This is a genomic window from Cupriavidus sp. FW306-1B-F12B, assembly GCF_058781795.1.
The window spans coordinates 335429-350558 of sequence record NZ_JBYSXC010000003.1; the positions used below are offsets into that span (position 1 = coordinate 335429).

At 68.3% G+C, this 15130-nt stretch carries 12 protein-coding genes; 5 read left to right on the plus strand and 7 right to left on the minus strand.

What is annotated here, in order from left to right; genetic code table 11:
* Positions 1-102 precede the first annotated feature (102 nt).
* Positions 103-1149: an MBL fold metallo-hydrolase gene (locus AC3WLE_RS07835; RefSeq protein WP_492356800.1), complete on the plus strand. Its 1047-nt coding sequence runs from the start codon at positions 103-105 to the stop codon at positions 1147-1149.
* Positions 1150-1245: 96 nt separating this feature from the next.
* Positions 1246-2010, plus strand: a complete 765-nt coding sequence (locus AC3WLE_RS07840; RefSeq protein ID WP_492352399.1) for an NADPH-dependent F420 reductase — start codon at positions 1246-1248, stop codon at positions 2008-2010.
* Between the two features lie 24 nt (positions 2011-2034).
* Here AC3WLE_RS07840 and AC3WLE_RS07845 read toward each other — a convergent pair whose 3' ends face one another.
* Positions 2035-2424 (minus strand): GNAT family N-acetyltransferase, encoded by a 390-nt coding sequence (locus AC3WLE_RS07845; protein WP_010814084.1) that lies wholly within the window; start codon positions 2422-2424, stop codon positions 2035-2037.
* 187 nt (positions 2425-2611) lie between these two features.
* On the opposite strand from AC3WLE_RS07845, the gene AC3WLE_RS07850 reads away from it, so the two are divergent.
* On the plus strand, positions 2612-4099 hold the full coding sequence (locus AC3WLE_RS07850; RefSeq protein ID WP_011616336.1) for an AMP nucleosidase: 1488 nt from the start codon (positions 2612-2614) through the stop codon (positions 4097-4099).
* A 77-nt stretch (positions 4100-4176) separates the two neighbouring features.
* Here the strand turns inward: AC3WLE_RS07850 and AC3WLE_RS07855 are convergent, their stop codons facing one another.
* Together AC3WLE_RS07855 and leuA are read right to left on the minus strand one after the other, a co-directional pair.
* Positions 4177-4821: an OmpW/AlkL family protein gene (locus AC3WLE_RS07855; protein ID WP_492352398.1), complete on the minus strand. Its 645-nt coding sequence runs from the start codon at positions 4819-4821 to the stop codon at positions 4177-4179.
* Positions 4822-5164: 343 nt separating this feature from the next.
* Positions 5165-6862 (minus strand): 2-isopropylmalate synthase, encoded by a 1698-nt coding sequence (gene leuA, locus AC3WLE_RS07860; protein ID WP_492356799.1) that lies wholly within the window; start codon positions 6860-6862, stop codon positions 5165-5167.
* Positions 6863-7452: 590 nt separating this feature from the next.
* Here leuA and AC3WLE_RS07865 point away from each other — a divergent pair.
* Positions 7453-8802 (plus strand): hypothetical protein, encoded by a 1350-nt coding sequence (locus AC3WLE_RS07865; RefSeq protein ID WP_492319331.1) that lies wholly within the window; start codon positions 7453-7455, stop codon positions 8800-8802.
* A gap of 434 nt (positions 8803-9236) precedes the next feature.
* Here the strand turns inward: AC3WLE_RS07865 and AC3WLE_RS07870 are convergent, their stop codons facing one another.
* The 4 genes from AC3WLE_RS07870 to AC3WLE_RS07885 form a co-directional block, all read right to left on the minus strand.
* Positions 9237-9554 carry a DUF6587 family protein gene (locus tag AC3WLE_RS07870; protein ID WP_492319330.1) on the minus strand — a complete coding sequence of 106 codons (318 nt, stop codon included), beginning with the start codon at positions 9552-9554 and terminating at the stop codon, positions 9237-9239.
* Between the two features lie 14 nt (positions 9555-9568).
* Positions 9569-11425: a ferrous iron transport protein B gene (gene feoB / locus AC3WLE_RS07875; protein WP_492319329.1), complete on the minus strand. Its 1857-nt coding sequence runs from the start codon at positions 11423-11425 to the stop codon at positions 9569-9571.
* Positions 11426-11440: 15 nt separating this feature from the next.
* Positions 11441-11755 carry a FeoA family protein gene (locus AC3WLE_RS07880; RefSeq protein ID WP_492356808.1) on the minus strand — a complete coding sequence of 105 codons (315 nt, stop codon included), beginning with the start codon at positions 11753-11755 and terminating at the stop codon, positions 11441-11443.
* 468 nt (positions 11756-12223) lie between these two features.
* Positions 12224-13144: a LysR family transcriptional regulator gene (locus AC3WLE_RS07885; RefSeq protein ID WP_492356798.1), complete on the minus strand. Its 921-nt coding sequence runs from the start codon at positions 13142-13144 to the stop codon at positions 12224-12226.
* A 120-nt stretch (positions 13145-13264) separates the two neighbouring features.
* Between AC3WLE_RS07885 and AC3WLE_RS07890 the strand changes: the two genes are divergently transcribed.
* A complete protein-coding gene (locus tag AC3WLE_RS07890; RefSeq protein ID WP_492356797.1) occupies positions 13265-15061 on the plus strand; it encodes an acyl-CoA dehydrogenase family protein in 1797 nt (598 codons plus the stop codon).
* The last annotated feature ends 69 nt before the right edge of the window (positions 15062-15130 follow it).

Here is a 15130-nt window from a genome sequence, read left to right on the forward strand (position 1 = left end):
TTGCGGCCTTGATGGGCAAGGGCCGGCTAAGATATGCCTGGCCGCGCGGCCTTGCCGCTCCGGCCTACTCCTCGACAATACCAACCAGAACAGGAACAGGATATGAAGCAGCAGTCCGTGGTGTGCCATGCAACCTTACAGCCGGGCCGTCGCCCGGGGCTGCGCCAGGCCGTATTGCGTGCCGCCATCGCCGTCACCATGGGGGCCACCGTGCTTCCCGCCATCGCCACTGCGCAGACCGCCACGCCGCCGGCGCAGCAGAAGACCCAGGTGCCGGGCTACTACCGCATGATGGTCGGCCAGCTCGAGGTCACGGCGCTCTATGACGGCTACATCGACCTGGACCCGAAGATCCTCAAGTACACCAGCGCGCGCGAGGTGCAGAGCCTGCTGGCGCGGATGTTCGTCGAATCGACGCCGGGCATGCAGACCGCGGTCAACGCCTACCTGATCCATACCGGCAGCCACCTGGTGCTGGTCGATACGGGCGCGGCTGCCTGCTTCGGGCCCACGCTCGGGCGCATCGGCGAAAACCTGCGCGCGGCGGGCTACGCGCCGGAACAGATCGACACCGTGCTGCTGACCCACCTGCACGGCGACCACGCCTGCGGCCTGGCCGCCAACGGCAAGGCGGCGTTCCCGAACGCAACCGTCTATGTCGACAAGGCCGATGCCGACTACTGGCTCAGCGAAGCCAATGCCGCCGCCGCGCCGAAGGAGGCGCAGGGCCTGTTCGCCATGGCGCGCGCCGCGGTCGCGCCGTATCAGGCGGCGCAGCGCTTCCGGCCCTTCAACGGCGGCGCCGGTGTCGAGCCCGTTCCCGGTGTGCGCGCGGTGCCGGCCAATGGCCATACTCCGGGCCACAGTGGCTACCTGTTCACCTCGGGCAAGGACAGCCTGCTGCTGTGGGGCGACATCGTGCACAGCCATGCGGTGCAGTTCCGCCGCCCGCAAGTGGCGATCGAGTTTGACGTGGACAGCAAACAGGCCGTGATCACGCGCCAGCGCATCCTGGCCGATGCCGCCAAGGGCCGGCTGTGGGTGGGGGGCGCGCATATGCCCTTCCCGGGCCTTGGCCATGTGCGCCGCGATGCGGCCGGGTATGCATGGGTGCCGGCCGAATTCGGTCCGATCCGCAACGACCGCTAGCCGTCCACGCACGGCCATCGCTTTTCGCCTAGAGTCATCCCAGCGGCCCGTATGACGTACGGGACGGATGGTCGTGTCCACTGCGGAGGATTTGCGATGAACGCCAAGGCATCCCGCTTCGATCCTGCCCGCCGCCGCTGGCTTGGCGCCGGCGCCGCGGCCCTGGTGCTGGCCGTGCCCCTGCCGCGCGCCGCGCGCGCCCAGCCTGGCCCGGCGGCCAGCCGCGAGGCCGCCGCGCAGCGTATCGGCGTGATCGGCTCGGGCCGCATCGGCGGCACCGTGGGCGGGCTGTGGGTCAAGGCCGGACACCCGGTCCTGTTCTCGTCGCGGCACCCGGAGGCACTCAAGCCGCTGGTCGAAGAATTGGGTACGCTGGCGCGCGCCGGCACCGTGGCCGAGGCCATTGCGTTCTCTGACGTACTGTTCCTGGCCACGCCCTACGGCGCGTTGCCGCAGCTCAGCCGCGACCATGCCGATGCCTGGCGCGGCAAGATCGTGCTCGATGCCACCAACGCCTATGAGCACCGCGATGGCCCGATCACCGAAGAGGTCAGGCGTGACGGCATCGGCATCACCACCGCGCGCTACCTGCGGGGCGCGCGCGTGGTGCGGGCCTTTAACTTCATGGGGGCGGCACAGTTTGCCAGCGAGCACCACCGGGCGGGCGGCCTGGTGGCGGTGCCCATCGCCGGCGACGACAAGGCCGCGCTCGATGTGGCCGCGCAGCTGGTGCGCGATGCGGGATTCGAACCGGTGGTGGTGGGGCCGCTGGCCAGCGCGGATCGCTTCGCTCCGGGCGGGCCGCTGTTCCGGCAGGTGGGTACGGCCGAGGAGTTCCGGCGCAAGATGGGCGCCCGCTGACGCTGCGCCGGGCGCGCTGGCGGATCAGGGCCTGCGCCGCTCCATTGCCACCATCGACGGCGTAAAGCCGAGCTGGCCGAAGAATGCGGCTTCGGAGGAACGCGCCGCGCGCAGCATCCAGGTGATGTCGGGGTCGTTGCCCACGATGTGCCGCACCAGGGCGCGGCCGATGCCGCGCCGGCGGTGGCTGGGCGCGACCGCAACCATCGACAGGAAGCCGTCGCAGACGTCGTCGCACAGCGCGCGGGCAAAGCCGACGATCTCGCCGTGCTCCACCGCGACGACCACGCGTTGGGAGTTGGCCACCAGCCGTGCGAATTTCTCCGGGCCGCCAACCCGGTGGGCCCAGCCGTTGGCGATCAGTAGTTGTCTGGCTGCCTCGATGTCGTCGGGCAACAGGTTACGGATTTCCATCGGCGGCTCTCCCAGTAAAGCGTGTACGGCCCCTCGCCGCCCCTTGCCACCAGGGGCGCCGCGAGTCGAGAACGGCACGGGAACCCGTGCCGCGCAATTGGCGGAGTGTAGCGAGCGGGCGCGGGCGCGTCAATTTGGCTTCCGGCGGGGTCGGGTGCTGCTCACGCCGGCGCGCCGGCGCGGTATCATGGCCTCCATGAACGCCCCCGTCTTTTCCTCCGCACATCCGGCCGACCAGCTTGCCGAGTTCACCGACGCGGATGCGGCGATCGCGCGCATCCGCGACATCTACGAAGCTTCTGTCGGCGCCGTGCGCGCGCGCTTCGATGCCTTCGCCAGCGGCAAGCCGCTGCCCTCGGCCGCGCATGCGTGCTATCCGTACCTGGGCATCTCGGTCAACATCGAGACCATGGTCACCGACAGCCGGCCGTCCTGGGGCACGGTGGCCTACCCGGGCGTTTATGGCACCACCGTGACTCGCCCCGACCTGCTGGCGGACTACTACCGCGACCAGATCGAGCGGCTGATGCGCTATCACCGCGTGCCGGTGGTGGTGGGGCTGAGCCGGCGCCCGATCCCGCTGCCGTTCGTGATCGAGGCTTCGACCACCGACATCAGCTACACCCAGGCGCGCGAGCTGGAGGCATCGTTCGTGCTGCCCGAGCTGAGCCGCATCGACGACGGCATCGCCAACGGCACCTATGAGCCGATCCCGGGCGAGGCCTGGCCGCTGTCGCTGTTCCCGGCCGAGCGCGTGGACCTGGCCCTGCAGCGGCTGTACCACTACACCGGCACGGCACCGCAGCATTTCCAGCGCTTCGTGCTGTTCACCAACTACCAGCGCTATGTCGACGAGTTTGTCGAGCTGGGCCGGGGCCTGATGGCCAGCAGCGACGGCGGCGGCTACACCCGCTTTGTCGAACCCGGCGACGTGATGCAGGAACTGGGCGGCGCGGAACCCGACGACGCCTCGCGCCCGCGCGCGCTGCCGCAGATGCCGGCCTATCACCTGGTGCGCGAAGACAAGCTGGGGGTGACGCTGGTCAATATCGGCGTGGGACCGTCCAACGCCAAGACCATGACCGACCACCTGGCCGTGCTGCGCCCGCATTGCTGGCTGATGGTGGGCCACTGCGGCGGCCTGCGCCGCTCGCAGCAGCTCGGCGACTACGTGCTGGCGCACGCCTATGTGCGCGACGACCACGTGCTCGACCACGACTTGCCGCCGTGGGTGCCGGTGCCGCCAATCGCCGAGATCCAGGTGGCCCTGCAGGAGGCCGTTGCGCGCGTGACCGGGCTGTCCGGCAACGAGATGAAGACCCGCATGCGCACCGGCACGGTGGTCTCGACCGATGACCGCAACTGGGAGCTGAAGTCCAAGTCGCTGTATGCGCGCTTCAACCAGTCGCGCGCGATTGCCATCGATATGGAAAGCGCGGCGGTGGCGGCCAACGGCTTCCGGCTGCGCGTGCCCTATGGCACCTTGCTATGCGTGTCGGACAAGCCGCTGCATGGCGAGCTCAAGCTGCGCGGCATGGCCAACGCCTTCTATCGCCAGCGTGTCAGCCAGCATATGACCATCGGGCTGGAGGCGATCCGCATCCTGCGTGAGAACGGAGTCGAGCAGCTGCATTCGCGCAAGCTGCGCAGCTTTGATGAGCCGGCGTTCCGGTAGGTCGGCACCCGCGCTCATCCGGAAAAGCAGAAGGCCGGCGCCTGATTGGCGCCGGCCTTTTGCATGGCACTGCAGGATCAGAAGCGATACCCCACCCCCATGCTGAACAGCCACGGATCCAGGTTCACCTTGGACACCTTGACATCGCCGGCCTTCACATCGCTCGACAGCCAGATCTTCTTGATGTCGGCGTTGAGGAACCAGTTCTTGGTCAGCTTGTAGTCCATGCCGATCTGCAGGGCCGGGCCCACGCTCCAGCTATCGAGCTGCAGCGCGTTGTTGGCAATGTTCTCGCCCCAGATGCGGGTGAAGTTCAGGCCCGCGCCGACATACGGGCGGAAGGTGCCGTTGGGGATGAAGTGGTACTGCACCAGCAGCGTCGGCGGCAGATGCTTGAAGGTGCCGACCTTGTTGCCGTCCAGGTAGACGTTCTGCTTCTGCGGCACGGTCAGGACCAGTTCGGCTGCGATGTTCGGCGTGAAGAAGTAGGTGACGTCGAACTCGGGAATCCACTTGTTGTTGACCGTGATGCGGTCCGAGGGGCCGACGCCGCCGACAGGGTCGGAGCTGTTGGCCATGTCGAGATAGGTGCCGCGCAGGCGCACCATCCAGTTGCCCTGCGCATCGTCCGCGGCGGCGGCAGGGGTGGCGAAGGCGCCCAGCATGGCGCAGGCGGCGATGGCGGAACAGGTGACCCGGGTGCGAAGAGAGAGTGTTTTCATGAGGTTCTGCTTGGTCTGGTATCAAATCCGGACCCAGTTTGGCCGAGCAGGTCGGGCTGGGCTTTGACCCAAAACAAGTAGCAGGGAACGGGGCCGGCGCGCGTGGCGCAGGCGCTACAGCGAGGAAGGCGCCGCGGTGCCAGTTGCGCCGGCGCTTCTAAACACATGCGGAATTATTCGTGGCGCGGTGCGATGCTGCCCCTTACGCTGTGCGAAAGATCCGAGCACGCATGCAGCGTGTGCGGATCGGCACCGAGCATGTCGTGGGCGTCCGCAAGGGCGTCTTTCCGGGTGTGCCCCGTGGGGGCGGGGCACACCGGTTTTCTTGCGGCGGCTTGCGGTGTCAGGCCTCGGCGGCCTCGGCGGACTGCGGGGCCCGTGCTGCGCCAGAGCCGGCCTGCAGGTGCCGGTTCACGCCCGAGATCACCGCGCGCAGCGAGGCCGTGACCAGGTTGGCGTCGATGCCGGCGCCGAACCCTGTCGGCGAATCGCCCACGCGCACTTCCACGTAGCAGGCCGCGCGCGCATCCGCGCCGGCGGTCATCGCATGCTCGTGGTAGTCCATCACGCGTACCGGCAAGTCCAGCGCATTGACGAAGGCATCGATGGGCCCGTTGCCGGTGCCGCGCACGCTGCATGGCTTGCCGTCGCGAACCATCCGCACTTCGATCTCCGTGGCACCGCCGCTGTCAGACACCAGCTGGTGCGATACATAGCGCAGCGGCGTTTCCTGCGTCAGGTACTCGCGCCGGAACAGCCCATAAAGATCATCGGCACTCGCCTCGAGCCCGGTGTCGTCGGTCATGGCCTGCACCGCGCGGCTGAATTCGATCTGCAGGCGGCGCGGCATGTAGATGCCATGCACCTGCTCCAGCAGGTAGGCCATGCCGCCCTTGCCGGACTGGCTGTTGACGCGGATCACCGCGTCATAGCTGCGGCCCAGGTCGGCCGGGTCGATCGGCAGGTAGGGCACTTCCCAGATGCCGTCCGGCTGCTGCTGTGCAAAGCCCTTGCGGATCGCATCCTGGTGCGAGCCCGAGAACGCGGTGAACACCAGGTCGCCCACATACGGGTGGCGCGGATGCACCGGCAGCTGGTTGCAGTGCTCTACGCACTGGCGCACCGCGTCGATATCGGAGAAGTCCAACCCGGGTGCCACGCCCTGCGTATAGAGGTTGAGCGCCAGCGTCACCAGGTCGACATTGCCGGTGCGCTCGCCGTTGCCGAACAGGCAGCCTTCGACGCGGTCCGCGCCCGCCATCAGCGCCAGCTCCGCGGCGGCCACCGCGGTGCCGCGGTCGTTGTGCGGGTGCACTGACAGCGCGATGTGTTCGCGCCGTGCCAGGCGGCGGTGCATCCATTCGACCTGGTCGGCGAACACGTTGGGCGTGCTGCATTCGACCGTGGTCGGCAGGTTCAGGATCATCGGCCGGTCCGGGCCGGCCTGCCAGGCGGCAGAGACGGCGTTGCTGACTTCCAGCGAGAAGTCGAGCTCGGCCAGGCTGAAAGTCTCGGGCGAATACTCATAGGTCCATGCCGTGCCAGGCATGGCATCGGTCAGCGACCTGATCAGGCGCGTGCCCGAGACCGCGACCTCCTTGATCTCTTCACGCGAGGCATTGAAGACGATGCGCCGCCAGGCCGGCGCGATCGGGTTGTACAGGTGCACCGTGGCCCGCGCTGCGCCGCGCACGGACTCGACGGTGCGGCGGATCAGGTCTTCGCGCGATTGCGTCAGCACCACGATGTTGACGTCTTCGGGGATGCGCTGCTGCTCGATCAGCATGCGCACGAAGTCGAAATCGGTCTGCGAGGCGGCGGGGAACGCCACTTCAATTTCCTTCAGGCCGATTTTCACCAGCTGCTCGAAGAAGCGCAGCTTGCGCGCCGGGTTCATCGGCTCGATCAGGGCCTGGTTGCCGTCGCGCAGGTCGGTGCTCATCCAGCGCGGTGCGCGCGTGATGGTGCGGGCGGGCCAGGTGCGGTCAGGGATGTCGACGGTGGTGGCGGGCTGGTACTTGGTGGCGGGATTGCCGAGCATACGGGGTCTCCTTCCTCGCTAAGGGAAGTAAAGGAAAAACGGAAAAAACGGTGGCGAAAGGCTGCCGAACTGCCACGGGGCACTAGGCCCGGCAACCGGTCGATAGGCTTAGCAGTAGCGAGGAAGCGCGCAGGGCGCGGCCCGATGCCAGGGCAGCCAGCACGCGCGCGCGGGCAGCGATGCGGGACGCATCGGCAGCCTGGCTGAGTGTGCTGGTGTAACGGTTCATCGTGCCTGGAGGAGGAGGGCCGGGGCCGCTCGTGGTTGGTGCGCATCCGGCAGGAGCCGGATGACTGGCAAAGGTTAGTCGACAAGGCCGGCCCCGGTCAAGCGTGGGGAGCGCCGGGTGCGAACGTGGCCCGATCGGGGGACTGCCATGCGCGGGTTTGCGCCAAACGGCTGGGGCCAGGATGCGGCCGGGACCCTGCCGGTCATGTTTGCCTCGCCTGAATGGCGGTACCGCTGCGCTGAAAGGATGAACCACGCGCATGCTCTGTGCGCTACGCCTCAGTCCTCTGGCCGGTATTGCGCTGGCACCTTTGTGCCTAGGCTGGTAGCGCGGGAAAAAACACATGACTGGGGGGAACATCATGAGACTGAGAACGTGGGCATCCTGGCTGGCGGGCGCTGCCATGGCCATGCTGCTGGCAGCTTGCGGTGGCGGCGGCGGTTCGAGCACGCCCACCACGCCAAACGCAGGCGGTTCCACGCCGCTGACCTATACGGTGAAGATGAGCGTGACCTCGGGCGAGGTCGGCGTCGGCCGCACGATCACCATCAGCGCGCTGGCAGTGGACAGCAACGGCGTCGACGTCTCCGGCAACACCACCTTCAACTGGACCAGTGCCGACAGCGGCATTGCCACCGTGGAGCCGAGTGCCACCACGCCGGCCAGCGCCGTGGTCAAGGGTATTGCAACCGGGACGACCACTGTCCAGGTGGTGGCGAGCGTCAAGGGCGCCGACAACACCACGGTGCAGCTGCCCGCGCAATCCGCCACCATCACCGTGGTGCCGGCCTCGGCGCTGAGCTACAGCCTGTCGATCCCGAACAGCAGCCTGTCGATGAGCGACGGGCAGGAGCTGCCGGTCAAGGTATCGCTGGTCGATAGCAACGGCGCCGATGTATCTGCCAGCGTCAACAGCTGGGCATGGTCCAGCAGCGGCTCCGCGGTCCAGGTCACGGCCAGCCAGAACAGCGCCACGCTGAAGGCGAGCAACAGCTCACCCACCGCCGTGGCCACGGCCAGTGTCTCGGTATCGGTGACCGCACCGGACGGGCATGCCATTGCCGGGTTGATCGTGGTGACAGTGCAGAAGAACGGCGCCGCCGCCTATCGCGTGGTGACGACCAAGGGCGGCCGCGAGGTGAATGCGCTGCAGGTCTTCAGCAACCGTCCGGAAACCTTCAGCTCGCGTGTGCTGCGCCACGACGGCCAGGACGTGACCGCGGAGTTCGACGGCGCCTGGACCTACACGGCGACCTCGGCCACGCTGTCCGCATCGGAAGCGGCGGGTACGCATGACGCCACGGTCAGCACCAGCCTCGCCAACGACAAGGGTCCGGTCCAGAGCAGCCTGACGGTGACAGCTGTCAGCACCAGGCTGGGCGAACGCCGCAGCGCCACGCTGACGGTGACCGAGAACCCGGTCTGGGCGCTGGTTGGCGACAACCAGGATCCGATGACGCTGCTGCTGATGCCGCCGATGAGTATCCCGGTGACCGCGCGCATGAAGCACCTTGGCGACGATGCGCAGTACACCGCGTGCATCAACTGGGCGTGGACCAGCACCGGCCCGGTGGAGTTGTCGCCTGGCGTCGCGGATCATCAGAAGAACGTCACGGGCACAGCGCAGGGCGACTTCACTCTTACCGTGACCTGTAATGCCGTCGCCGACAATACGCCGCTGAAGCTGGTCTTCTACGGTACGGTCAAGTAAGCAGCAGGTTCCCGCGCCTGGCGAAACGCCCTCCATCCGGAGGGCGTTTCGCTTTGGCGGCAAATTGCAGGCTGCCGGTTTGCTCCCCCTCTCCCGCAAGCGGGAGAACAAGCGGCCGTCGGGAGGGATGCCGGCAAAGCGTACCCGTTTCTGCGTGACCGGCGCCAAGCGTTTCAGGTGCTGCCGGGGCAGGCCAGCAAAGGCGTCGGGACAAGGCTGAGCCTGCCTTTGCGGGACGTCCCCTATATGCGCACCAGGCAAGCCCAGTACGCAAAGCGTACCCGTTTCTGCGTGCAAAAATGCCAGCCCTTTCAGGCATGTTTTATCGCCGCAGGACAGCTCGCAGGCGAGCGCAAAGCGCTGCCTCCGCGCCGGGCGGAAGCAGCGGGCGTACCCGTTTCTGCGTGGATTTGTAGAGGAGGAAAGCGCGCCGTTTAGCGCTTGCGCACGAAGCGGATCACCTGTTCGGCAGGCTTGTCCTGCGTGCCGGAGGTGGTGCCGGCGGTGTTGGATCCGCAGGTATTGCAGCCGCCGTCGTCGCAGCCGCTGGCGCAGCCCGCGGCGGCTTGCGGGGCCAGCCAGCGCACCAGCCGGGCACGCCAGCCGGTGGCGGCGCCGCCGCCCAGGCGCGCGGCCAGCGCCGCCTTGACGCGCTCGCGCGTGCGCGGCGCGTAGCGCGCGATCACCGACACCGCGCATGCCAGCACGATCAGCGGGACCAGCAGCGTTTCGATGGCGTGGTAGAGGGTCATGGCGGCGCGGTGCCTCAGCTGAACATCAGCGCGACGCGGTAGGTCACGAAGGCCGCCAGGTAGGCCAGCCCGGTCAGGTAGGCCGCCGACAGCGCCATCACCTTCCACGAGTCGGTCTCGCGCCGGATCACTGCCAGCGTGGAGATGCACTGCGGTGCGAACACGTACCAGGCCAGCAGCGACAGCGCGGTGGCCAGCGACCATTGCGCGGCGATCATCGGCGCCAGCTGCGTGGCCACGGTCTCTTCGCTGCCCGACAGCGCATAGACGGTTGCCAGCGCGCCCACGGCCACCTCGCGCGCAGCCAGGCCCGGCACCAGCGCAATGCAGATCTGCCAGTTGAAGCCCACCGGTGCGAACACCTTCTGCAGCGCATGGCCGATCATGCCGGCAAAGCTGTAGTCGATGGCCGGCGCGGTCGCGCCCACGGGCGCGGACGGGAAGGACGACAGGAACCACAGCAGCACCGTCAGCGCCAGGATCACCTTGCCCACCCGCGACAGGAAGATGCGGGCACGCTCCCACAGGCCGATGGCCACATCGCGCGGATTGGGGATGCGGTACGACGGCAGCTCCATCAGCAGCGGATGGTCGGTGCGGTCGCGGCGGAAGAACTTGAGCGCGTAGGCCACCACCAGCGCGCTGACGATGCCCGCCACGTACAGCGCGAACAGCACCAGCCCCTGCAGGTTGAACAGGCCCATCACGGTGCGCTCGGGGATGAAGGCGCCGATCAGCAGCGCATACACCGGCAGCCGTGCCGAGCAGGTCATCAGCGGCGCCACCAGGATGGTGGTGAGCCGGTCGCGCGGGTCCTGGATGGTGCGCGTGGCCATGATGCCGGGGATGGCGCAGGCAAAGCTGGACAGCAGCGGGATGAACGAGCGCCCCGACAGCCCCGCGCCCATCATCAGGCGGTCCAGCAGGAAGGCCGCGCGCGGCAGGTAGCCGGATTCCTCCAGCGTCAGGATGAACAGAAACAGGATCAGGATCTGCGGCAGGAACACCACCACGCTGCCCAGGCCCGCGACCAGGCCGTCGACCAGCAGGCTCTTGAGCATGCCGTCGGGCAGGTAGGCGCCCAGCATCTCGCCGGCCCAGTGCACGCCGCCCTCGATGCCGTCCATCAACGGCTCGGCCCACGAGAACACCGCCTGGAACATCAGGAACAGCAGCACCGCCAGCAGCAGCAGGCCGATCACCGGATGCAGCACGATGCGGTCGAGGCGGTCATCGAGCGCGGCGGTGCGCGCCGGCATGCTGACCGCGGCCGCCAGCAGGCGGTTGACCTCGGCATGCACGTCAATGTCGTTGGCGGGTTCCGGCGTGACCGGCGGGGCCGGCGGCAGGGTGTCGTCAAGCAGGCTGACCAGTGTCGCGGCGCCGTCGTGCTTCACCGCCACGGTGCTGACCACCGGCACGCCCAGCGCGGCCGACAGCTTGTCGCGATCGATCTGGATGCCGCGCCGCGCTGCGGCGTCGCTCATATTGAGCACGACCACCATGGGCAGGCCCAGGCGGCGCAGTTCCAGCACGAAGCGCAGGTGCAGGCGCAGGTTGGTCGCATCGACCACCGACACCAGCAGGTCCGGGCGCTGCTCGCCGGCGCGCCTGCCCAGGCAGACATCACGCGTGATGGCTTCATCGAGGCTGGCCGCGTGCAGGCTGTAGGCGCCCGGCAGGTCCAGGATGCGCACCTGGCGCCCGGCCGGCGACACGAAGTAGCCTTCCTTGCGCTCGACGGTCACGCCCGCATAGTTGGCCACCTTCTGGCGGCTGCCGGTCAGGCGGTTGAACAGTGCGGTCTTGCCGCAATTGGGATTGCCGACCAGCGCAATGCGCAGGGCAGAAGTGGAAGGAGCTGCAGACATAATCCGGGGGAAGGCTCAGGCAGTCCGTTTTGCGGACGGTTTGGCGGTCTGGTCGCCGCCCTGCGTGGCGGGGCCGATGCTGGTGACCGAGGCGCTGGCGACCTCTACGCCGATGCGTGCCGCTTCCGAGCGGCGCAGCGCAAAGCGGGTGAAGCCTACCTGTGCCACCAGCGGGTCCATGCCGAAGGGGCCGTAGGCGATGATCTGCACGGCTTCACCGGGGACGAAGCCCAGTTCGCGCAGGCGGCGCGCGACCGGGTCTCCCGGGGTGGCGTCGTCCACCGATTGCACAACGGCGGGCGTGCGCCGTGGAAGTTCAGACAACCGCATCATGCTTCCAGTCCGTGGCGCGGTCTGCCGCCAAGCGGTCAGCGCGACCACGCCGGGGTGTGTAAATGAAAATCGTTTTCATTGTATCGTAATTGAGGCATGGCGTTGCCCCCTCAAAGGGCGGGCACGCCGGCCTGCTGCCGCCGTCATTGCGCCGCAGGAGGCAAATGATAACCGTTCGGGGTGTGGGGGCTGAGGGTGCGCGGGGCGGGTCATGCTGCCTCGGCAACGTTTCCCGGGCCTAGCGTCACGCGCGAGCGGTGCCGCAGGGGGCTGGTAGAAGTGTAGAAGGCTGCGCATGAATTCAGCCCGATGCAGCGCAGTTCGGCTTTGCGAAGCCGAATGCAACCAGCTTCATGCAGTGCCGGTCAATTACTGCATTTGCGTTATTGGATGCCGTAAGCGGCCAGGGTTAAGCTTCAGGCACGCTGAACACCCCGTTCCACGCGTACTTCACAAGCCATCGGTCTATGGACCGGTGGCTTTTTCTTTGGGGCTGCCTTGGGCGGCGGCTGTCATCTCCCGCACCATGCCGACGAAATGGTCGCGCGCCGGATGGTCCGGCGCCGTCTTCCACGCGCAGTAGACCTCCGAGCGCACCGACGCGTCGGCCAGTGGCCGGAACGCGGCCCCGGCCATGCCGGAGCGCGCCAGCGCCGCCGGCACCACCGCCACGCCCATCCCCTGCGACACCAGCGACACCACCGACAGCCAGTGCCGGACTTCATGCCGGATCTGCGGGTAGAAGCCCTGCGCGGCGCACATGTCGAAGATGCGGCTGTAGTAGTCCGGCGACGCCTTGCGCGAGAACAGCACGAATGGCTCGCCGCGCAATGCCGCCAGCGGCAACTCCGGCAGCGCGGCCAGCGCATGGTCGGCCGGCAGGCAGCAGACAAAGGGCTCGCTGTGCACCAGCGTTGCCTGCAGCGTGTCCGGCACGCGGCCGCTGTGGATAAAGGAGGCGTCGAGCTCGTCATGCAGCAGCGCGTCGATCTGCTCCTGTGAGTTGAGCTCGGTCAGCGCCACCTGGATGCCGGGATAGGCCGCCTGGAACGCGCGCAGCGTCTGCGGCAGCCCGCGATACAGCATCGAGCCGACAAAGCCCACCCGCAGCCGCCCGACCGCGCCCGCCTCGATCTCGCGTGCCAGCACCCGCGCCGCCTCGGCCTGCGCCAGCAGCGCCGTGGCCGATTCGCGGAAGGCTCGCCCGGCCGCGGTCAGCCGCACGCCGCGGCTGTCGCGGTCGAACAGCCGCGCCCCGACCGAGGCCTCCAGCTGCTGGATATTGAGCGACAGCGGCGGCTGGGAAATGGCAAGCCGGCGCGCGGCCCGGCCGAAGTGCAGTTCCTCGGCCAGCACGAGGAAGTAACGCAAGTGGCGGAATTCCATGGCGATACAGAATTTATATAGATCAAGCCAATTTTAGAATTAGACGCGAATCCTTGGGGTTTCAATAATGGAGGCCAAAGGGGCCGCAAGCCGGCACCGTCCAATCCCAGGAGACCCGCCATGCCATCCAGCGCCGTGCGCGACACCACACTTCAAGCCCCTTGCGCCGCACCGGCCGCTGCCCACCCGGTACCGGACCGCCAGGGCGGCAGCCTGTTTGCCGCCGACCCGGACCTGCGCGCGCTGCTGCCGCTCTACCTGCCGCCCGACCTGTTCAAGCACCTGCTGCCGCACCTGGAACGCATGGGTGCGCTGGCCGGCGGCGTGCTCGACGAACTGGCCGGCGTGGCCGACCGCCATCCCCCCGAACTCAGCTACCGCACCCGCGCGGGCGTGGACGCGCAGCGCATCGACAAGCATCCGGCCTATGTGGAGATGGAGCGCGTGGCCTTTGCCGAATTCGGCCTGGCGGCGGCGTCGCACCGCGGTGGCGTGCTGGGCTGGGACAAGCCCATGCCGCCTGCGGCTAAGTACGCACTCACATATCTGTTTGTGCAGGCCGAGTTCGGCCTGTGCTGCCCGCTTTCGATGACCGATTCGCTGACGCGCACGCTGCGCAAGTTCGGCGACCCGGCGCTGGTCGGGCGCTACCTGCCCAACCTGACCACCCAGGTGTTCGATGATCTGTACCAGGGCGCGATGTTCATGACCGAGCAGGGCGCCGGCTCCGACGTCGCCGCCACCGCCACCCGCGCGGTGCGCGACGCTTCGGCCGAGGGCGGCTGGCGCCTGCTGGGCGACAAGTGGTTCTGCTCCAACCCCGACGCCGCGCTGGCGATGGTGCTGGCGCGCGTGGAGGATGAGGCCGGCATCGCCGTGCCGGGCCACAAGGGCGTGTCGCTGTTCCTGCTGCCGCGCAAGCTGGCCGACGGCAGCGACAACCACTACCGCATCATCCGCCTGAAGGACAAGCTGGGCACGCGCTCGATGGCCAGCGGCGAAATCCGGCTGGAAGGTGCGCATGCCTGGCTGGTCGGCGAACCCGGCCGCGGCTTCGTGCAGATGGCCGACATGATCAACAACTCGCGCCTGTCCAACGGCGTGCGCGCCGCCGGCCTGATGCGCCGCGCGCTGACCGAGGGCCTGTTCATCGCACGCGAGCGCCAGGCGTTCGGCAAGCGCCTGCAGGACATGCCGCTGATGCGCCGCCAGCTGCTCAAGCTGACCCTGCCCACCGAGCAGGCGCGCACCATGGTGTTCCAGACCGCCGAAGCATTGCGCCGCGCCGATGCCGGCGAGGCCGACGCCTACCCGCTGATGCGCATCCTGACGCCGCTGATCAAGTTCCGCGCCTGCCGCGACGCGCGCAAGGTCACCGGCGACGCCATGGAGATCCGCGGCGGCTGTGGCTATATCGAGGAATGGAGCGATCCGCGCCTGGTGCGCGATGCCCATCTCGGCTCGATCTGGGAAGGCACCAGCAATATCGTCGCGCTCGACGTGCTGCGCGCGGTCCGCCGCGAAGGCGCGCTGCCGGTGCTGCAGGCGCACCTGGCCGGCCTGCTGGCCGATACGCCGATGCATGCGGCGGCGCGTGCCGTGTTCGAAGGCGCCATCGCCGCTGCGGCGAAGCTGGCCGCGCAAGCCGCTGATGCCGGCGCCGACGGCGAACTGCTGGCGCGCCAGGCGGCCTCGGCGCTGTACCACGTCACCAGCGCGGTGGCGATGGCCTGGGAGGCCGGGCGCATCGGCTCGGTGCGCCGCATGCGGCTGGCGCAGCTGGTGTTGCGCCACCGCGTGCTGCCGCAGGACCCGCTGGCCGCACAGGCCGAGCCCGAGTGGCTGGCCGAGACCGTCGCGCCGGCTGACGGCACCGTGCGCGCCGCCGGCGCGGTCGACCAGGTCAACGTGTTCTGACCGGATCCACATCCGGCACCAATCCCCCCGCAACACCATCCCGCCACCAGCGGGAGACGTCCTATACCC